The sequence below is a fragment of the Oceanicaulis sp. genome (assembly GCA_040112665.1).
Taxonomy (GTDB): domain Bacteria; phylum Pseudomonadota; class Alphaproteobacteria; order Caulobacterales; family Maricaulaceae; genus Oceanicaulis.
The window spans coordinates 2196247-2215350 of sequence record CP157796.1 but is presented as its reverse complement, the minus strand read 5'-3'; the positions used below and the strand labels follow the sequence as shown (position 1 = coordinate 2215350).

Annotated in this window: 19 protein-coding genes and 1 tRNA gene; 6 read left to right on the top strand and 14 right to left on the bottom strand. The window is 69.8% G+C overall.

What is annotated here, in order from left to right:
• Position 1 precedes the first annotated feature (1 nt).
• Positions 2 to 2665, top strand: coding sequence for a TonB-dependent receptor (locus tag ABL308_10805; GenBank protein ID XBQ15443.1), 2664 nt, complete (start codon positions 2 to 4; stop codon positions 2663 to 2665).
• A 183-nt stretch (positions 2666 to 2848) separates the two neighbouring features.
• Here the strand turns inward: ABL308_10805 and ABL308_10800 are convergent, their stop codons facing one another.
• From ABL308_10800 to ABL308_10755, 10 genes are all read right to left on the bottom strand, one after another.
• Positions 2849 to 4102, bottom strand: coding sequence for an alginate export family protein (locus ABL308_10800; GenBank protein ID XBQ15442.1), 1254 nt, complete (start codon positions 4100 to 4102; stop codon positions 2849 to 2851).
• An 87-nt stretch (positions 4103 to 4189) separates the two neighbouring features.
• Positions 4190 to 4390, bottom strand: coding sequence for a DNA gyrase inhibitor YacG (yacG, locus tag ABL308_10795; GenBank protein XBQ15441.1), 201 nt, complete (start codon positions 4388 to 4390; stop codon positions 4190 to 4192).
• Complete coding sequence (locus ABL308_10790) at positions 4387 to 5454, bottom strand: ribonuclease E/G (protein ID XBQ15440.1); 1068 nt, start codon at positions 5452 to 5454, stop codon at positions 4387 to 4389. Before ABL308_10790 ends, yacG begins: the two co-directional genes overlap by 4 nt.
• Positions 5451 to 6035, bottom strand: coding sequence for a Maf family nucleotide pyrophosphatase (locus ABL308_10785; protein XBQ15439.1), 585 nt, complete (start codon positions 6033 to 6035; stop codon positions 5451 to 5453). The genes ABL308_10790 and ABL308_10785 overlap by 4 nt, the downstream gene beginning before the upstream one ends.
• Position 6036: 1 nt before the next feature.
• On the bottom strand, positions 6037 to 6255 hold the full coding sequence (infA, locus tag ABL308_10780; GenBank protein ID XBQ15438.1) for a translation initiation factor IF-1: 219 nt from the start codon (positions 6253 to 6255) through the stop codon (positions 6037 to 6039).
• A 131-nt stretch (positions 6256 to 6386) separates the two neighbouring features.
• Positions 6387 to 6815, bottom strand: coding sequence for a low molecular weight phosphatase family protein (locus ABL308_10775; protein ID XBQ15437.1), 429 nt, complete (start codon positions 6813 to 6815; stop codon positions 6387 to 6389).
• Positions 6812 to 7285 carry a UPF0262 family protein gene (locus ABL308_10770; GenBank protein ID XBQ15436.1) on the bottom strand — a complete coding sequence of 158 codons (474 nt, stop codon included), beginning with the start codon at positions 7283 to 7285 and terminating at the stop codon, positions 6812 to 6814. Before ABL308_10770 ends, ABL308_10775 begins: the two co-directional genes overlap by 4 nt.
• Positions 7282 to 7758 (bottom strand): DUF2948 family protein, encoded by a 477-nt coding sequence (locus ABL308_10765; protein ID XBQ15435.1) that lies wholly within the window; start codon positions 7756 to 7758, stop codon positions 7282 to 7284. Before ABL308_10765 ends, ABL308_10770 begins: the two co-directional genes overlap by 4 nt.
• On the bottom strand, positions 7759 to 9033 hold the full coding sequence (gene murA / locus ABL308_10760) for a UDP-N-acetylglucosamine 1-carboxyvinyltransferase (GenBank protein XBQ15434.1): 1275 nt from the start codon (positions 9031 to 9033) through the stop codon (positions 7759 to 7761). It lies immediately after the preceding gene.
• A 92-nt stretch (positions 9034 to 9125) separates the two neighbouring features.
• Complete coding sequence (locus ABL308_10755) at positions 9126 to 9266, bottom strand: hypothetical protein (protein XBQ15433.1); 141 nt, start codon at positions 9264 to 9266, stop codon at positions 9126 to 9128.
• A 115-nt stretch (positions 9267 to 9381) separates the two neighbouring features.
• Here ABL308_10755 and ABL308_10750 point away from each other — a divergent pair.
• A tRNA-Thr gene (locus tag ABL308_10750) sits at positions 9382 to 9456 on the top strand.
• Positions 9457 to 9481: 25 nt separating this feature from the next.
• Here ABL308_10750 and ABL308_10745 read toward each other — a convergent pair.
• From ABL308_10745 to ABL308_10735, 3 genes are read right to left on the bottom strand one after another with little or no spacing between them, the layout of a single operon-like run.
• A complete protein-coding gene (locus tag ABL308_10745) occupies positions 9482 to 9748 on the bottom strand; it encodes a hypothetical protein (protein ID XBQ15432.1) in 267 nt (88 codons plus the stop codon).
• A 9-nt stretch (positions 9749 to 9757) separates the two neighbouring features.
• A complete protein-coding gene (locus tag ABL308_10740) occupies positions 9758 to 10963 on the bottom strand; it encodes a hypothetical protein (GenBank protein ID XBQ15431.1) in 1206 nt (401 codons plus the stop codon).
• Positions 10963 to 12066 carry a DUF2793 domain-containing protein gene (locus tag ABL308_10735; protein ID XBQ15430.1) on the bottom strand — a complete coding sequence of 368 codons (1104 nt, stop codon included), beginning with the start codon at positions 12064 to 12066 and terminating at the stop codon, positions 10963 to 10965. Before ABL308_10735 ends, ABL308_10740 begins: the two co-directional genes overlap by 1 nt.
• Positions 12067 to 12202: 136 nt before the next feature.
• Between ABL308_10735 and ABL308_10730 the strand changes: the two genes are divergently transcribed.
• The 4 genes from ABL308_10730 to ABL308_10715 all read left to right on the top strand — a co-directional run bounded on the left by ABL308_10730 (position 12203) and on the right by ABL308_10715 (position 17341).
• On the top strand, positions 12203 to 14137 hold the full coding sequence (locus ABL308_10730) for a methylmalonyl-CoA mutase subunit beta (GenBank protein XBQ15429.1): 1935 nt from the start codon (positions 12203 to 12205) through the stop codon (positions 14135 to 14137).
• Positions 14134 to 16272, top strand: a complete 2139-nt coding sequence (gene scpA / locus ABL308_10725) for a methylmalonyl-CoA mutase (GenBank protein XBQ17734.1) — start codon at positions 14134 to 14136, stop codon at positions 16270 to 16272. The genes ABL308_10730 and scpA overlap by 4 nt, the downstream gene beginning before the upstream one ends.
• Before the next feature lie 176 nt (positions 16273 to 16448).
• Entirely contained in the window at positions 16449 to 16895 is a 447-nt protein-coding gene (locus ABL308_10720; GenBank protein ID XBQ15428.1) for a hypothetical protein, read from the top strand.
• 125 nt (positions 16896 to 17020) lie between these two features.
• A complete protein-coding gene (locus tag ABL308_10715; GenBank protein ID XBQ15427.1) occupies positions 17021 to 17341 on the top strand; it encodes a heavy metal-binding domain-containing protein in 321 nt (106 codons plus the stop codon).
• Between the two features lie 471 nt (positions 17342 to 17812).
• Here ABL308_10715 and ABL308_10710 read toward each other — a convergent pair whose 3' ends face one another.
• Positions 17813 to 19039, bottom strand: coding sequence for a DUF445 domain-containing protein (locus ABL308_10710; GenBank protein XBQ15426.1), 1227 nt, complete (start codon positions 19037 to 19039; stop codon positions 17813 to 17815).
• Between the last annotated feature and the right edge of the window lie 65 nt (positions 19040 to 19104).

Below are 19104 nucleotides of genomic sequence, written 5' to 3'. Positions count from 1 at the left end.
CATGAAATCGTTCAGCACCGCGGCCAGCGCCGCCGCCCTCCTGCTCGTGCTCGGCGAAGGTCCGGCTCTGGCTCAGCAGGCTGAGGAAACCGCCGCGGCGCCGCGCGACGTGATCGTCGTCACCGGCGGACGGGCGGCGGGCGCCGAGGCGGGCGACCGGCCGGTTACCGTGCTGACCGGGCAGGCGCTGCGTGCGGGCGGGCTCGCCGATCTGGGCGATGCGCTGGCCTTCGATCCGGCCGTGGTGGGCTCTGAGTTCAACGACGATCCGGGCACCCAGAACGACACCTCGGGCACGTCCAGCGTCAATCTGCGCGGGCTCGGGCTCGGCGCGACGCTGGTGCTGATCAACGGCCAGCGCCAAACGCCCGCCAGCGTGGCCAGCGACGACGGGGCGAGCTTCGTCGATCTGAACGCGCTCGTGCCCGACATCGCGATCGACCGGGTCGAGATCCTCAAAGACGGCGCCAGCCCGCTTTACGGCTCGGACGCGCTTTCGGGCGTGGTCAACGTCATCACCCGCGACGGCCACGAAGGCTTCGCCGCCGAGATCGAGGCGCGCGGGCCCGACAGCTTCGGCGGGGCGGGCTTCACCTCGATCGTCTCGGCCATTGCAGGCGGACAGATCGCCGCAAACCTGCATCTGACCGGCGCGATCAGCTGGCGCGACACCGACGGCGTGGAAGGGTTTGAAACCGACTTCATCCCCGGCACCGGCCTCAGCGCGCTCGGCCAGCCCGGCGCGTACTACATCCAGGCGCCCGGCGGCGGGTTTGAAGTGACCACCCCGTCCGGCGGGCCGCAGGCGATCATCGACCAGGACTGCGCCGCGGGCGGCGGGATCCCGCTGGTGCTCGGCGCGGACACCGCCTTCGGCACGCCGGGCTTCTGCCGGCTCGATTACGGCCAGTTCTTCTCGCTCGTGCCCGACGAGACGCGCCTGAACGCCTTCTCCGCGCTCACCGCCGATCTGGGCGAGACGCGGCTGGTGATCCGGGCGGCGCTCGCCGATCAGGAGCTCACCCGCGGCAACTCCCCGTCTTTGCCCGCGCTCAGCTTTCCGACCATCCCCGCCGCGAACCCAGGCAATTATTTCGGCCGCGACGTGACCTGGCTGGGCCGGCCGCAAGGCGTGGACGCCGGCGCGGCCCGCCGCAGCTTCGAGCACGACACCTGGCGCATCGACGCCGAGCTCAGCCGCGACTTCGCCTTGCTGGACCGCGACTGGACGGGCGTCCTGACGGTCAATCACTCGGAGAACACGCTGACTGCGACGATCACCGACACGGTCGCCGACCGGCTCGACGCCGCGCTCGCAGGCCTGGGCGGGCCGTCCTGCACGGGCGCGACGCCGGGGGCGAACGGGTGCGCCTGGTTCAACCCGTTCGGCTCGGGCGCGATCGTCACCGATCCGTCCGACCCGCGCTATAACGATCCGGCGCTTCTGAACTGGATGATCGGCCAGGACGTACGCAACAGCGAAGCCACGCTGACCAGCGCCGAGGCGGTGATGAGCACGGACGCGGCCTTCACCGCGCCGGGCGGTCCGGCCTCCCTGGTGCTCGGCGCCCAGCTGCGGCGCGAAACGCTCGACGTCGATCACGGCGAGACCTTCAACAACGACGCCTTCCTCTTCATCGTCGGCGGGCCGGACTATGACGGCGAGCGCGACGTGGCCAGCGCCTTCGCCGAGACCGTCGTGCCGCTCAGCGCCAGGCTGCGGGTTCAGGCGGCTGCGCGGTATGAAGACCTTGAAGCCTTCAGCTCGCTCGATCCCAAGCTCGCCCTCGCGTTCGACGCGACCGGCGCGCTGACCCTTTCGGCGGGCTGGAGCCGGTCCTTCCGCGCGCCGAGCCTGCATCAGCAGGTGAGCGCGACGACGACGCTTCAGAGCCTGACCATCGGCGCGCAATCGCTGTTCCGTCCCGTGCGCACGATCGGCGATCCCACGCTCGATCCCGAAACCGCCGACACCTTCACCCTGTCGGCGGACTACGCGGCGAACGGCTGGTCGGTCCGCGCCGATCTGTGGCGCATCGAGGTCGAGGACCTGATCGTGGAGGAGAGCGCGAACGCCATCCTCGCCGCCGACCTCGCCGATGACGGGGTCTTCAACGATCCGCGTGTCGAGACCAGCACCGCCGGCGACGTCACGCTGGTGCGCGCCCGCTTCGTCAACGCTCCGAGCGTGCAGGCCCAGGGCCTCGATCTCAGCCTCGCCCGCGCGCCGATCGATATCGGCTGGGGCGCGGTCGGGTTCGGTGCGGACGCGGTCTATATCGACGAATTCACGCTGGTCGATCCGGTGCTGAACACCGAGATCGACGCCGCCGGGGATCGCAACTTCACCAATTTCGCCCGCTCGCTGCCCGAATACCGGGCGACGGCCTATGCGGACTGGACCCTCGGCGCGTGGAGCGCGCGGCTTCAGGCCCGCCATGTCTCGGCCTATGACGACGACGAGAACGCCGGCGCAGAGATCGGCGCCTGGACCGTGCTGGACGCCCAGGCGGGCTATGACTTCGGCGGCGCGGCGCTGACCGTCGGCGCGATCAACCTCACCGACGAAGCCGCGCCCTTCGTACGCACGCCCCTGGGCTACGACACCAAGATGCACGATGCGCGGGGGCGCGTTCTGTATCTGCGGCTGAGGGTGGAGCGGTAGGGGGTTCTCGGCTTTCAGAGTACGGCGCTCTACGATCCCGTCCGGGGCCTGCCGGCCCGTTCGCCGCCTTCAATCGATCCACCGGATCGATTGATGCGCTCCGCGCACCGGCGCTCACCCCCACCCCCGGCCTTCGGCCGGACCCTCCCCATCAAGGGGAGGGAGTGACGGTGTAGCGCTCGCTCAGAAATACTTCGTCAGCATCAGATAGCTGTAAACCGGGGTATCGTCGTCCGGGGCGCCGGGGGCGGTCTTCGCGAACTCGCCCTTGAAGAGGACCGCCGCGCCGGCTTCGAGCCTCAGCCGGTCCGGGGCGATCCACCAGCGCAGGCGGGTGTCGATCACCTCGCCGACATGGTCTCCCGACCCGCCGGTCACATCGCGCAGCCCCGCCCGCCGCCAGCGGTCGGTGTCCGACGCCAGCGAGACGGTCTGCAGCAGGACATGCGCAGTCACCGGCCCGCGCGCGACCTCCAGCCGGCCGCCCAGCGCGACGATGTTCTCGATATCCAGCGGCCCCATGATCCCGGTCTGCCCCAGCTGGCCGCGCCTGAGCCCGTAAAGCCGGTCGAACCGGTTGAACTCCGCGTCGGCGGGATTTTCATCGCCGGTGGCGTAGATGAGCTGGGCGGAAAGCCGCGGCGACCAGGCGCCGGCGAAGCTGTAGCCCGCCTCGGCGTGCAGATTGGCGGCGGAGACGTCGAGCCCGGCGCCGGTTTCGCCCGTCTGCCACATGAGCTCGAGATCGAAATCGAACGCACCGGCTTCCGCCCCGCGCTCAAGCCGACCGCCGAGCGTGTAGAGATCGTCCCCGCCGTCTTCGTTCAGACCGAAGAGATAGACCTCCCCGTCCACGCCGGAAAACAGGTTGCCGTGCGTCAGATGCGCCGCCCAGAAGCGCGTGTCCCAATCCGCCTCGTCGAACTCCTGGTCATTGTCGAGCAGCGCGGCGCGGTCGCCCGGACGGCGTTCGACCGGCGCGGTGTAGAAGGCTTCGAAGGTCAGATCGTCGGAAAGCGCGTATTCGCCGCGCACGCCCTCGAACGCGCTCGGCCAGTTGCGAAACGAGTTTTCGCCCGCGAGCCGGCGCGAGCCGACATTCATCACGAACCGGCCGGCCTGAAGCGCGCCCTTCTCATGGTCGAGCCTCACATAGGCCTGCAGCACGTCGAGCGTGTTGATCGCGGTCGAGCTGAGGAACGAGCCGTCGTCGGTCAGATAGGCGCGGCTGTCGAACCCTTCGATCCCGAAGGTCACCGCGCCGGCGTCGTATTCGCCGAGGATCCGCGTACGCCAGCTCAGCTGCTGATCGGAGCCCTGCCGGCCCGCCCGGAACGGCGCGCTCAGCGTCTCGTAGCGCACGCGCGTGGAGCCTTCGAACGTAAAGACCGGCTCTGCGGCTAGCGCGACGGCGGCGAGTGCGGCTTCGATCATCATGATCCCCTCCCAAGATACCCAGCCGCGCGTATAGGCGAACCACGGTTAAAATCTTGCTGCAGACCGCTTTGAACTGCGCTCCGCTGGTCACCGATCAGGGTCTTCCTCGCCGCGCGCGTCGGGCGGCAGGGCTTCGGGATCGACCGGCTCGCCAGGCACCGCATAGGCCCCGGAGAACCATTTGCCGAGATCGGCGTCAGCGCAGCGCTTCGAGCAGAACGGCCGGAAGGCGCGCACGCCGGGCTTCTTGCACATCGGACAGGGCGGCAGGGCCTTGGTCTCGGTCATCGCAGCGGGCGCACGGCGTGACCGCGCACCTCCCTTTCGGCGTCACGGATCAGCTCGAACCGCGCCCCGTAGCGGCGGGACGCTTCCTTGCGCCAGCCGATCGGGTCGGCGTCGAGCCAGTCGTAAATCTCGAGCCCCGCGCGCAGTTCCAGCCTTGCGGCGCGGTCGGCGCGCGCCTCGCGCTCCAGCCCGCGCAAGGCGGCGAGCGCGGCGGTCTGCACCGTGGGCACGCCGAATCGCTCCCAGCAGATTTCGTGCAGCGCCCGTCCCAGGCGCTGGCGGGCGAGCTCGACCACCGCGAACCGGCTGGCCGGCGCGATGTCGACCTTGGCCGGATCGTTCCTGAACGCGCCCCTCAGGGTCTGGTCGAGCGTAGCCTGATCGGCTTTTTTCTTCAGCGGCAGGAAGTCGATCGCGACCACCCCGCCCAGGCCGCGCAGGCGGATCTGCCGGGCCGCCTCGCGCGCGGCGGCGCGGTTGAGATCGAGCGCGAGCTTGGCCGATCCGCCCGGCGCCTGGCGGCCGCGCGCGTCCACGTCGATCACGGTCATGGCGGTCACCGGTTCGATCACCAGCCGCCCGCCGCCGGGCAAGGCCACGACCGGTTCGAGGGCCGCGTCGAACAGATCGTCGAGATCGATTTCGGCCTCCTTCGGGGTGCGCACCGGCGCGTCGAACATCATCGAAAGCCGCTCGGCCAGCGGCGGCGCAGTGACGACCGCAGCAGGCGCGGGCCCGTCCTCGACCTCGAACAGGGACAGGGTCGGACCCTTTTCCTGAAACTCCTCGCGCGCGATCTGAACGCCGATCGCGGCGCCCTCGCGGACCGCGTCGGGCCGGCCGGCCTTGCCGAAGGGCAGGAAGCAGACCGGGCCGCGCCCGATCTCGCAGAACGCGCCGTTCAGCCCCTTGTCGATCGTCAGCACGCGCGCGCGGTAGACCTCGCCGCGGACCGCCCGCGCGCCGCGCTCGCTCCAGCGCTCGAGATACAGCTCGATGGCGCGGTCCCCGTCGATCACCGCAGCGCGGGTCTCGCCGATATTGTCAGAGGCGACGATTCTCAAAACCGGTATCCCAGCCCGACCAGCAATTGCCGGGTTTCATAGACGGGCAGACCGACCACGCCGGTATACGACCCGATGAGGTTCTCGATATAGGCGCCCGCCCGGCCCTGAATGCCGTAGCCGCCCGCCTTGCCCTTCCATTCCCCGCTGTCGAGATAGGCGGCGATCTCCGCCTCGTCGAGGCGCTTGAACGCCACGCGGGTCTGAACCACCCGGCTCGCTTCGCGGCCGTCCGGCGCCCTTGCTGCGATCCCGGTGAAGACCCGGTGATTGCGCCCGCTCATCAGCCTGAGACAGGCTTCGGCGGCCTCTCGCGTCTCGGTCTTGGGCAGGATGCGGCGTCCGACGCCGACCACGGTGTCGCTCGCAAGCACATAGGCGCCGGGATGGCGCGACGCGGCGAGCTTGCCTTCCGCCAGACGCAGGGCGAGCGCCCGCGGGGTCTCCCCGGGGCGTTCGGTCTCGTCGATGTCGGCGGGGGCGATATGGTCGGGCGGCGCGCCGATCTGTTCGAGCAGATCGCGGCGGCGCGGCGAGGCGCTCGCCAGCACCAGCGGCGGACGGCCGCTCGCGGCGGTCACGCTACTTGAAGCGATAGGTGATGCGCCCCTTGGTCAGGTCATAGGGCGTCATCTCGACCAGCACCTTGTCGCCGGCCAGCACGCGGATGCGGTTCTTGCGCATCTTGCCGGCGGTGTGCGCGATGATCTCGTGATCGTTTTCCAGCTTCACCTTGAAGGTCGCGTTCGGCAACAGCTCGACGACCTCGCCGGGAAACTCCAGAAGTTCTTCCTTCGCCATGCGGCTCCTCTCGGTTCACCCTGTAAAAGCGGGCGCCTCCGGTGCAGCAGCGGTAAAGCGCACCGGGCCCCGCCCGTTCCGGGCGCTATATAGGCGCGGACCCGGGTCCCCGTCGAGCGCCGAACGCCTTGCTAAGCGGATTCGGCGCCCAGCGCGCTTATCCGCGCCTCGATCGCATCGCGCGCGGCGCGGTAGGCGGCGAGCTTCAGAAAGCGATCGCCGTCGGCCCGCGTGGGGTCCTCGATCGGCCAGAGCGCGTACCGCGCGCCGCGCTTTTCAGCGAAGGCGCGCGCCTCGGCGTCGACGTCTGCAGCGAGGCAGACCACGAGATCGGCCGGATCCTCGCGCGCGTCCGCCAGATCGCGGCAGTCGAAGTCGGAGAGGTCCTCGCCCAGCTCGGCCATGACCGAGATCATGTAGCCGTCTGCCATGCCGGCGGGCTCCACCCCGCAGGAGCTCGCCCGCGCGCCCTCGCCCACCAGGCGCCGGTAGAGCGCTTCGGCCATGGGCGAGCGCACGGCGTTGCGGCCGCACACGAAGATCACGGCGGGTGCGGTCACGCCCCTCTCCGGTGCAGCGCGCAGATCAGGGTGAACAGGCGGCGGGCGGTGTCGAAATCGACCTCGATCTTGCCGTCGAGCCGCTCGCGCAGCAGCACCGAGCCTTCGTTGTGGACCCCGCGCCGGCCCATGTCGATCGCCTCGATCTGGCCCAGCGGCGCGTCGCGGACGGCGGCGTAATAGCTCTCGCACATCAGGAAATAGTCCTTGATGATGCGCCGGAGCGGGCCGAGCGAGAACACGAACATGCGTACCGGCGCGCCGTCCTCGGTCTTCACGTCGAAGACCAGCTTCTGGTCCTCGATGGCGAGCCTGAGCGCATAGGGTCCGGCCTCGGCGCCGGCCGGCCTGAACTCGTTTGAATCCAGAAGATCGGCGATCGCCACGCGGCGCTCGTGCTCGACGTTCTCGTCAGCCTTGCCGATGGTCTCGGAGTCCAGCTCCACCGAGATCAGGCGATGCTCGCTCATCGTTTCGCGCGCTCCGCGTCTCCGGCCCCGGCCGCGTCGTCCTCGGGATGGGCCGGACGCGCCGCGGCGCGCCAGGGCTCGGAGACGTCGGCGAGCACCAGATCGACGCACTCGACGTCCAGGCGCAGCTCGCCCCCGCCGGCGAAGGTGAAGATCAGCGCACCGCCCGGCGGCTCGGCCTCCTCGAACACCACCGACAGAAGACACACGACCGCGTCCGATGCGCCCTGTTTCAGGCGCTTGGATCTGGCCGCCGTGACCGAGCCGGCCTGGATCGCGGTGCGCACGCGCTCGCCGCGGCCCCTGGGCGAGCCTTCCCAGCGATAGCGGTTCAGCGCCAGGGTGAAACGCCGCTGCGCCGGCTCGTAGGCGAAGTCGCCGATCTTGCCGACCGCGTCCTGAAGCGCGGCAGAGACCGGCGGCACGTCGGCCGCGTCCTGGGCGATCAGTCGTAGCGGTTTCGCCTCGCCCATTCAGGCGCTCTCCTTCTCGCGCTCGCGGCGGATGTCTGCGCCGCAGGCGGACAGCTTCTCCTCGAGCCGCTCGAAGCCGCGGTCGAGATGGTAGATGCGATTCACTTCGGTCTCACCTTCGGCGGCGAGGCCTGCAATGACAAGGCTGACCGAAGCCCTGAGATCGGTCGCCATGACCGGCGCGCCCTTGAGCTTCGCCGGACCGCGCACGATCGCCTCGTTGCCGCGCACCTGGATGTTCGCGCTCAGACGCGCGAGCTCGGGCGCGTGCATGAAGCGGTTCTCGAAGATCGTCTCGCGGATCACGCTGGCGCCGTCGGCCAGCGCCATCAGCGCCATGAACTGCGCCTGCAGATCGGTGGGAAAGCCCGGATAGGGCGCGGTCGTCACGTCCACCGGCTTCAGCGGCCCCGGCTCGCGCTTCATCGTCACCGCGCCGTCTTCCAGCGTCACCGCGGCGCCCGCGCGCGCCAGCGCATGCCAGAGCGCGCCGTTATGGTCGTGCACCGCGCCGTTCAGCGTCACTTCGCCGCCCGTGGCGGCTGCGGCGATGGCGAAGGTGCCGGTCTCGATCCGGTCTGGGCAGACCTCCCACTCCGCGCCGGAAAGCGCGTCGACGCCCTGGATGCGGATGACCGAATCGCCTGCGCCCTCGATCTTTGCACCCATCGTGTTCAGGCACCCGGCGAGGTCGGCGATCTCTGGCTCGCGCGCGCAGTTCTCAAGCACCGTTTCGCCGTTCGCCAGCACGGCGGCCAGCATGGCGTGCTCGGTCGCGCCGACAGAGACCATCGGGAAGACCACCCGCCCGCCTTTCAGCCCGCCGGGCGCGCGTGCGTTCACATAGCCGGACTCCACCTCGATCTCGGCGCCCAGCGCTTCGAGCGCTTCGAGATGCAGGTTCACCGGCCGGGCGCCGATCGCACAGCCGCCGGGCAGCGACACGCGCGCCTTTCGTTCGCGGGCGACCAGCGGGCCGAGCACGTTGAAGCTCGCGCGCATCTTCCTGACGAGGTCATAGGGCGCGTAGGGCTCGCGAATGTCGCCGACCTTCAGCACCGTGCGCGCGGGCTCCTCCTCGCGCACCTCGACGCCGAGATGTTCGAGCAGCTTTCCAAGAAAGCGCGTGTCGGCCAGCCGCGGCATGCGCGTCAGGGTCAGCGTCTCGCCGGTGAGAAGGCAGGCGGCCATCAGCTTGAGCGCGGAATTCTTGGCGCCGGAAATCTCGATTTGCCCGTTCAACGGCTTGCCGCCGCGGATGACAATACGGTCCATGAGGCAATGTCCTTTCTCAAATCACGCGCGGCGCGCGCCGTTCGTCCTTGCGGGCATCCTAACGCGCAAGCCCAGCCCTGCGTGCGGCGAAATCACGGCGCAGGGTCGTCCTTTTCAGGTTTTTTCGCAGCTTTGCGCCGGCGCAGATTGGCGCGCAGCGCCTCCGCGAGGCGTTTTTCACGCTCGTCGGCGGTCTCGCCGGAGGGCGGCTTCTGATCGGTCTTGCGGGTCATCGCCCGAGATGTGCGGCCCTCTGCAAGAAGCGTCAAGCCCACCCTTGGCGAGCCCGGCGCGATGGGGTATAGCCCCCGCTCCGACGCCGGAGGCCGAACCGCCTCGCACCGTCGCGCCGCTATAGCTCAGGGGTAGAGCGTTCCCTTGGTAAGGGAGAGGTCGAGTGTTCAATTCACTCTAGCGGCACCATTTTCTTTCTTCTGATATCCCCGCCTCACGCCAGTCCCGCATGCCCGTCCGGGGTGATCCGCCGGTGGGCGAGCGCTGCGGCTTGCCCCGTGCGCACGAGCACCACCGGATCGCTGGCCTGGCCGGGCGTGACGAGGACGGGTTCGCCCTCGCCGCCGATCTCGATGACCGGGCGGGTGAGCCAGACCGGGCCGGCGGCGTCGGTCCAGCCCGGCGCGGGACGGGCGTCGATCATCGCACCCTCGGTTTCGGCCGTCTCGATGTCCGGCCAGGCGTAAAAACAAGCGGTCATGAGAGCCTCCTATCCCGCCAGCCGCTGCAGCGCGGCGTCGTCGAGCGCGTCGGGCGTAAGCCGGACCTGTCTGATCCGGCCGGGCCATTGCGAGCCGCCCTGGACGTCTCCCAGCGAGAGCCGGACATAAGCCGCCCCGCCCGAGCCGCCTGAGCTGTCCGCTGAAAACCCGCCGCCGTCCCAGGCGAAGGCCATGTCGTCAGGCGCGCAGCGCATGGCGAAGCGGCGGATCGCGCCGGCTGCGCCGCGCGGGGCGACGCTCGCCAGACCCGCCGCCGAGCCGCCCGCGTTCACGCGCTGGGTCAGGCCGGAGGCCCCGTCGTAGAGCGCCGTGTAGTCGGACGTGCCGGCGGCGGTTTCGAGCGCGATCATGAAGGGCGTGCCGGCAGCCGGCGCCGGGCCGAGCGCGACTTCGGAGATCAGCGAGAAGCTTTGGAAGTCGAAATCCGGCGGCAAAGCCAGATCGACCCCGTCCGCATCCCGCGTCGCCGCGCCGGGCGCGCCGGCCGGAGGCAGGACCGGCGAGCTGGCCCGCGCGGCCCGCTCCATCTGCGGCGCGTAAATGCGCAGCACGCACGCCACCGCGCCTGCCGGATTGTCGATATAGAGGCACGGATGCGCTGCAGCGACATTCGCCCCGCCCTCGAAGGTGCGTGAGAACACGAAGCGCCGCCGCGTCGCGTCCGGCGTGACGGATTGCAGCGCGGAGGTGACGGTCGATCCGGTCGAGGCGCGCTCGAACATGCCGAGCTTGGGGTCGCCGGGCACGGCGCCGGAGATCACCCTCAGCCCCGCCGACAGTGTCCAGTCCTGGCCGGTCAGCGCCGGAATCTGGGTGAAGCCCTCGAAATCGAGCCTGGCGTCGCCGACGGCCGTTCCGCTCAGGGTCACGTCGACATAGGGCCAGCCCTGTTCGGTCCCGTGGGTGAAGCTCCAGCTCATCCCGCCGCTCGCCCCGACCGCCCAATGGGTCGGCGGGGTCGCGCCCGAAGCGCCCTCGCCGCGCGGATTGCGCAGATGGTTGGTGCTGGCCGGCTCGACGAGCAGGCCTTCGCCGCGCACCAGGCGCGCCGTGCGCGGCCCGAAGCCGATGAGCGGACCGAAGCCCGCCCCGTCGGTGAAGCTCCAGCCGGTCGGCGCCCAGGCGCGCGAGGCGCGCGCGGTGACGAGCCGCGGATCGGCGCCGAGGCCGGAAAGAAAATCGAGTGTGATCATCAGACGCTCTCCCAGTCGTTCGCACCGGCGTGGACGAGTTCGGCGGCTGCGCCGTCGGCGAGGCTGAGCGCGGCGCCGGGGGCCGCGCCGTCGACGGTTCCGCTCGCGCCGGGATCGAGATCGACCGCCGCGCCGGACCGGTTCTTGACCCGCACGCGCCAGCCTGAGGGCAGGATCGCGCCGTCGGGCAGGCGTACCGCGCCTGCGCCGGTCTTCACGATCAGCCGCCCGAGATCGTCGGGGGAGAGGTCGATCGCGCCGGACGCTTCGATAACTGGCGAGAGCCTGAAGGCCTCGGCGTCGAAGAAAGCCGCCGTGCCCAGCCGGTCGCGGCGGACGAGATCGGCGAGGCCGTCGCCCAGGGTCAGCGCCCCGCCCTCGGCCAGCGCAAGCTCGGCCAGCCCGGTCACCGACCCGCCCGACACGGCGGCCTCGGCGATGGCGACCGCACCGGTCGCCCGGTCGACCGACAGCGCCTCGGTCCAGCTCGTCCCGTCGGGAGAGACCCGCAGCGAGACGTCGTCGCCGCCGACGAGCCCGAACTCCGCCCGGCCCGACCAGTTCGACTGCATGAGCAGGGAGAGCACGCCGCCCGGCGCTTCCTTGTTGAGCGTGTAGCGCAGATCCCCGCTGCCGCCCTCGGCCGCGTAGCGCGCGGTCCAGAGCGCAGCGTTAAGCTTGGCGGCGAAGGGGTTCGAGGCGTCCGGCGCGGTGCCCACCCCGAGGCTTTCGAGGTTCGCCAGCGACGCCAGCGTGTCGGCGAGCGAGCGCCAGTCCGATCCGTCGAACACCACAAGTTCGGCCGCGTCCTCCACAAACGCCACGAGACCGGTCTGCGGCGCCGCACGCCGCCAGGCGCCGTCCTGAAACCAGACGAGGTCGTGCTCTGCGAAGCCGTCCCACGCCGCGCCGGACGGCGCAGCGGGCAGGATCCATGCGTCGCCCTCTTCGGGCTCGGCGGGTTCGTCGGCGGCGGTCCGGCTGACAGCGCGGGCCTGGACCAGCGCGTCGAGCCGGCCGAGCGCCTCGTTCACCGTGACGTGTTTCTGGGCCTGGGCGGGCATCAGCCAGGGCAGGCCCAGGCGCGGGGTCAGGTCGGACATGAGCGGCGATCTCCGTCGGGTTTCGTCATCGCCGCAAAGGCTAAGCCCGGCCCGCGGCGGGGCGGACGCGCGCACGGCCTGTCCTGCGCGCCGCGCGCGGCTTTTCTCAGCCCCGCCTGCGGTGTAGGCAGACGCCATGACCGACTCTGTCATCGATTTCGCGGGGGATTTCCCCGCCGCCGACCGCGCCCGCTGGACGCAGGAGGCCGAAGCCGCGCTCAAGGGCGCGCCGCTGCAAACGCTGGTCCGCAAGACGCTGGACGGCATCGAGCGCGGCCCGCTCTTCACCCGCGAGGACCTCGCCGAGGCCGGCGAGACCGGCGCGGCGGCGTCGCGCGATCCCTACCTGCCCTGGCAGATCCGCCAGACCGTCGCCGATCCCGATCCGAAGGCGGCGAACCAGGCCATCCTCGACGAGCTCGGCGGCGGGGCGAGCGAGATCACGCTTAGGCTTGATCCGCTTGGGGAAACCGGCTGCGCGGCGCGTACGCTGGACGAACTCAAGGCCGCGCTCGACGGGGTGATGCTCGATCTCGCCGGCGTGCACCTTTCGCCCAGCCGCATGGCGCCGCAGCACGCCGCGCTTCTGATCGCGCTGCTCGAAGACAGCGGGCTCGATCCCAAGGCCATAAAGGGCGGGCTGGGTCTGTCGCCGATCGGGCAGAAATCGCTGGCCGGCGGCGGCGCTAAAGATTTGCCCGAACGGCTGAAACGCACTGCCGAAGCCGCCGCTTACTGCGCTACGAACTTCCCCGGCCTGAAGACCGTCTCGATCACCGCCACAGCGCCGCATGAGGCCGGCGGGTCCGAGGCGCAGGAGCTGGCTTTCGTCTGCGCGGGCGGGGCGAGCTATATGCGCGCCTTCATCAATCACGGGCTGAGCCCGGACCAGGCCGCTGGCGCGCTTGAGTTTTCACTCGCGGTGGATGCGGACGTCCATCTCGGCGTCGCCAAGCTCAGGGCGGCGCGGCGGGTCTGGGCCAAGGTGCTGGAAGCGTTCGGCGTTTCCGAAGACCGGCGCACAATGGCGCAGCATGCGGTGACGAGCCGGCGGATGCTGACCGCGCGCGATCCCTACACCAACCTCGTCCGCAACGCCTGCGCAGGGTTGGCTGCGGCGGCGGGCGGGGCGGACGCGATCACCGTGCGCCCCTTCACCGAAGCGCTTGGCGGGCCTACGAAATTCGCCCGCAGGCTTGCTCGCAATCTTCAGGTGATGCTGATGGAGGAGAGCCATCTGGGCAAGGTCGCCGACCCTGCCGGCGGGGGCTTCCTGCATGAGACCCTCGCCGCGCGTCTGGCGGGGAAAGCCTGGGGGATTTTTCAGGAGATCGAGCGGCGCGGCGGTCTGTTCGAGACCGTCACAAGCGGTTGGCTTCAAAGCGAAATCGCCCAGGTGCGCGAGGCCCGGCTGAAGCTTTATGCCGCCGGGAAAGAAAGCCTGATCGGGGTCAGCCAGTATCCAGAACTCGACGCCAGGCCGGTCGATACTGCGCAAGCGAACTACACCCCGCCGTCGCTCGACGCGCCAGCGATCGAGCCGCAAGCCTTTGAAGACAAGGTCAAAGCGGCGAAGTCGGGCGCTCAGGTGCGGGTGCTGGATCTGCCCGAGCCGGCGTTCGAACCGATCGCGCCGATCCGCCTGGCCGAGCCGTTCGAGGCGTTGCGCGACGCGGCGGACGGATTCGTGGAGAAGACCGGGGCGCGGCCGCGCGCTTTCCTCGCCACGATCGGCCCGATGGCCGCGTTCAACGCGCGGGCGGGATTTGCGAAGAACCGGCTCGCCGTGTTCGGGATCGACACCCCGGACGCGATCGCTCACGACAGCCTCGGCGCCTGCGCGGACGCCTTCGCAGCATCGGGCGCGCGGCTCGCGGTGATCTGCGGGACCGACGACGCCTACGCCGAGAAGGCCGAGGCGCTGGCGAAACTGCTGAAAGCCGGCGGCGCGTCGGAGGTCTGGATCGCCGGGCGTCCATCCGATTACGCCGGCATAGATCACTTCATTCACATGCGAAGCGACAGCCTTGAAGACGGCCGACGCGCGCACGCCGCCGCGGGAGTTTCCTGATGGCTCACCCTGATTTCACGAAAATCGATCTCGGCGCGCCCCGGCCCGCCGGCGCGCCCGGCGCGTCCGGGGACAGCTGGACGCCGGCCGAAGGGATAGCGATCAAGCCGTCCTACACCGCCGCCGACCGCGACGCGCTCGATTTCACCGACGCCCTGCCCGGCCTCGCGCCGTTTCACCGCGGGCCCTATCCGACCATGTACGTGCAGCGGCCCTGGACGGTGCGCCAGTACGCCGGCTTCTCCACCGCGGCGGATTCAAACGCTTTCTACAGGCGCAATCTCGCCGCCGGTCAGCGCGGGCTCTCGGTGGCCTTCGATCTCGCCACCCATCGCGGATACGACAGCGACAATCCCCGGGTGATCGGCGATGTCGGCATGGCCGGGGTGGCGATCGATTCCATTCTAGACATGCGCCAGCTTTTCGACGGGATACCGCTCGACCAGATGAGCGTATCGATGACGATGAACGGCGCGGTCCTGCCGGTGATGGCGCTCTACATCGTCGCCGCCGAGGAGCAAGGCGTTTCGCACGCGAAACTTTCAGGCACTATCCAGAACGATATCCTGAAAGAATTCATGGTGCGCAACACCTATATCTACCCGCCCAAGCCCTCCATGCGCATCATCTCCGACATCTTCGCCTACACGGCTGAGGAGATGCCGCGCTTCAACTCCATCTCGATCTCCGGCTATCACATGCAGGAGGCCGGCGCGCCCGCCGATATCGAGCTGGCCTACACGATCGCGGACGGTCTGGAATACGTGAAGGCGGGCGTGCAGGCGGGGCTGGACGTGGACGCCTTCGCCCCGCGGCTGAGCTTTTTCTGGGGCGTTTCCATGAATTATTTCATGGAGGTGGCCAAGCTGCGCGCCGCGCGCCTGCTCTGGGCGAAGCTGATGAAGGATCGCTTCGATCCGAAGAACGCCAAATCGCTGTCGCTGCGCACGCACTGCCAGACCTCGGGCTGGTCGCTGACCGCCCAGGACGTCTACAACAATGTCGCGCGCACGGCCGTGGAGGCGATGGCCGCAGTGGACGGCCACACCCAGAGCCTTCACACCAACAGCCTTGATGAAGCGCTCGCTTTGCCCACCGATTTCTCCGCCCGCATCGCGCGCAACACCCAGCTGGTGCTCGACAGCGAGGCGCATCTCACCGACGCGATCGATCCCTGGGGCGGCAGCTATTATGTCGAGCGGCTGACCCATGATCTCGCCGCCCGGGCGCTGGCCCACATCGCCGAGATCGACGAGCTCGGCGGCATGACGAAGGCGATCGAGGAAGGCGTGCCCAAGCTCCGCATCGAGGAAGCCGCCGCCCGCGCCCAGGCCCGCATCGATTCAGGGCTTCAGACTATCGTGGGCGTGAACAAGTTCCGCCTGACCGAGCCTGAGGACGTGCCGGTTCTGAAGGTGGACAACAAGAAGGTCCGCAACGAACAGCTTGAAAAGCTCCAGCGCCTGCGCGCCGAGCGCGACGGCGCGAAGACCGACGCTGCGCTCAAGGCGCTGACCGAGGCCGCCTCGGGCTCGGCCAACCTGCTGGCGGCGTGCGTCGAGGCCGCCCGCGCCGGCGCGACGGTGGGTGAAATGAGCAACGCCATGGAGGCCGTGTTCGGCCGGCACAAGGCCGAGATCAAATCGGTTCAGGGGGTGTTCTTGAAAGCGTCCGGAGACGACCAGAAGGTCAAGGCGGCCATCGAGGCCGCCGACCGCTTCGCCGAGGCCGAGGGCCGCCGCCCGCGGATCCTGATCGCGAAAATGGGCCAGGACGGCCATGACCGCGGCCAGAAGGTCGTCGCCAGCGCCTTCGCCGATCTAGGCTGGGACGTCGATATCGGCCCGCTCTTCCAGACCCCCGAGGAAGCCGCCCGCCAGGCGGTGGAGAACGACGTCCACGTCGTCGCCGCCTCCTCGCTCGCCGCCGGCCACCTCACCCTGGTGCCCGAGCTCAAGAAAGAACTTCAAGCGCAAGGGCGCGGCGACATGCTGATCATCGTCGGCGGCGTCATCCCGCCCGAAGACGTGCCCACCCTGAAAGAGATGGGCGCGGCGGCCGTCTACCCGCCAGGCACCGTGATCGCAGACGGCGCGGTGGAGTTGATCGGGTTGCTGGAAAAGCGCGCGAGTTAGCCCTCGGAATCGATTATGAATTCCCGGACGAGGCCGAAGGCCGAAGATCCGGGACCTCCCGGGCGAACTCCCGACGAGGTCCCGGCCCGGCGCCCCTATCGGGGCTTGGCCGGGAATTCATGCGGGTGACCTGATTCGCCCGGAACCCCGCCGCCTCCCGCCCCGTTCGCTGCGGCATGGATCTCATCTACTACCCGGACGACAGGCCCGGCGTGACGCGGCGGCGGTGCGGGCGGGGTTTTACGTTTTTCGATCCCCGGGGCGTGCGCATCACCTGTCCGGACGAGCGGGCGCGGCTGAAGGCGCTGGCGGCGCCGCCGGCCTGGGAGGACGTGTGGATGAGCCCGTTGGCGCACGGGCATCTGCAGGCGACCGGGCGGGACGCCAAGAGGCGCAAGCAATACCGCTATCACCCCGACTGGAGCGCGCAGGCCGCCGCGCGCAAGTTCGGGCGGCTGGCGGAGCTTTCAGCCGCCCTGCCCGCGCTGCGCCGCTGGATCGCGGACCGGCTGCGCGGCGCGGTCGGCGATCGCGACACGGCGGTCGCCGCCGCTCTGGCGCTGATCGACCGCGGCGCGCCTCCTCCCTGGGAGGCCGAGCCGGCGGATGTCCTTCACCTGTGAAGGAACCGTAATCGGTCCCGGTCTTCTGCCCCGCCCTCTCCCCGTTTAGGCTTCGTCGGGTTCATCGTCAGACCCGGCGCGATCATCGTCGGGATGACCGGTTTCAGCATCAGATCGAGGTCGTCATGATCGTCACCACCACCCACACCGTCGAAGGCAGCCATATCCACGAGTACAAGGGCGTCGTCACCGGCGAGGCGATCCTGGGCGCGCACCTGTTCCGCGACCTGTTCGCCGGCATCCGCGACATCGTCGGCGGCCGGTCGGGCTCCTACGAAAAATCCCTGCGCGAGGCCCGTGAGACCGCGATGCGCGAACTCGAGGAGGAGGCCCGCTCGCGCGGCGCGGACGCGGTGGTCGGGGTCGATCTCGACTATGAGGTGATCGGCGAACAGGGCTCGATGCTGATGGTCAGCGCCTCGGGCACGGCGGTGAAGCTGGGCTGAGCGGGCTTTCGAGCGCGGCCCTCGCGGCGCCCTACGATCCCTTCCGGGGCCTGCCGGCCCGTTCGCCGCCTTCAATCGATCCACCGGATCGATTGATGCGCTCCGCGCACCGGCGCTCACCCCCACCCCCGGCCTTCGGCCGGACCCTCCCCGTCAAGGGGAGGGAAGGAGGATTAGCGATCTCAAAAGAGTGAGACCCGGTCGCCGCTGGAATTCCCTCCCCCTCTGTGGGGAGGGTGGGCCGGACCGAAGGTCCGGGTCGGGTGGGGGAGCGCCAGTGTCTGCAGGTGTGGTCGCCCTACGGTCCCTTCCGGGGCCTGCCGGCCCGTTCGCCGCCTTCAATCGATCCCCCGGATCGATTGATGCGCTGCGCGCACCGGCGCTCACCCCCACCCCCGGCCTGCGGCCGGACCCTCCCCGTCCAGGGGAGGGAGTTATCTCAGCGTCACCCGCAACCACCTGAAACACAACCTAAACCAGCTCCACGATCGCGTGGATGACCACGCCGATCAGGCCGCCGATGAGGGTGCCGTTCAGGCGGATGTATTGAAGATCCCGGCCCACACCGGCTTCGATCTTGTCGACCACCGTGGCCGCGTCCCAGCTGGAGATGGTTTCAGAGACCAGGCGCGCGACGTCCGGGCCGTGGCGTTCGGCCAGGTGCACGAGCAGCGGCGTGAGGCGCCGGTTGAAGGCGGCGCGGCTTTCGGCGTCGTTGAGGATCGCCTGACCCAGCCCCACCAGCGCGTCGGTCAGCGCTTTCGCCGCGCGGCTGTCCGCGCCCTTGGCGGCGTCGGCGATGAGGGCGGCTTTCGCCTGGGCCCAGCCGCGTTCGGTGAAGTCGGTGAGCGCCGGGTGAGTGAGCGTGTCGGAGATCACCCGCTCCACCCGGGCCTGCATGGCCGCGTCCTCTTTCAGGTCGCGCGCAAAGCCGGAGGCGGCGTCGGCGGCGCGGCGGCGCAGCTCGTGATCGGGATCGTTCGCCACCTCGTGCAGCAGGTCCTCGACCGCGGCGATGACGGCGTTGGAGACGCGCTCGTCCAGCCGGGTGAAGCGCAGCAGCGCGCCGGACTGCGCCCTTATGGCGCTGCGCAGGCGGTCTTCATTGGCTTCGAGCAGGGAGAACCCCTCCTTCACCGCCGCGTCGACCAGGATCTGGTGCTTGCCCCCGGCGGTCAGCGCGTCGATCACCGACCCCACGGCCGGGCCGACCCGCGCGCCGCTGGCCTGCCGGCCGATCTGCTCGCGCCAGAATTTCGCGACAGCCTGGTCGTCGACCATGGCGACGAGATCAGGCGCGGCCTGGACGATCCCTCGCGCGATCCCCGTCGCCTGCGACCGGTCGGCGAGCATTTCGCCCACGCGCCGGCCGGGATCGGCGCCGTCGAGCCGGGTCTCCACAAGGCGCGGATCGAGAAAGTTTTCCGCGATGAAGCGGCCGACCGCGTCGGCGATGCGCTGCTGGTTGTTGGGGATCACCGCCGTGTGCGGGATGGGCAGGCCCAGCGGCCGGCGGAACAGCGCGGTCACCGCGAACCAGTCCGCCAGCCCGCCGATCAGCCCGGCCTCGGCGAAGGCGCGGACATAACCCCACACCCCGTCGTCGCTTCCCCAGACATGGGTGGCGGCGAATAAAAACAGCATCGCCACAAGGGCTGCGCCGGCGGCGATCTTCATGCGCAAAGCGGGATCGGTCATGGCGGTCCAACGCGGCTCACCCGATTAGGTGGCGCGCCCGGCCGGCACGGGCAAGCCGTGCGGTC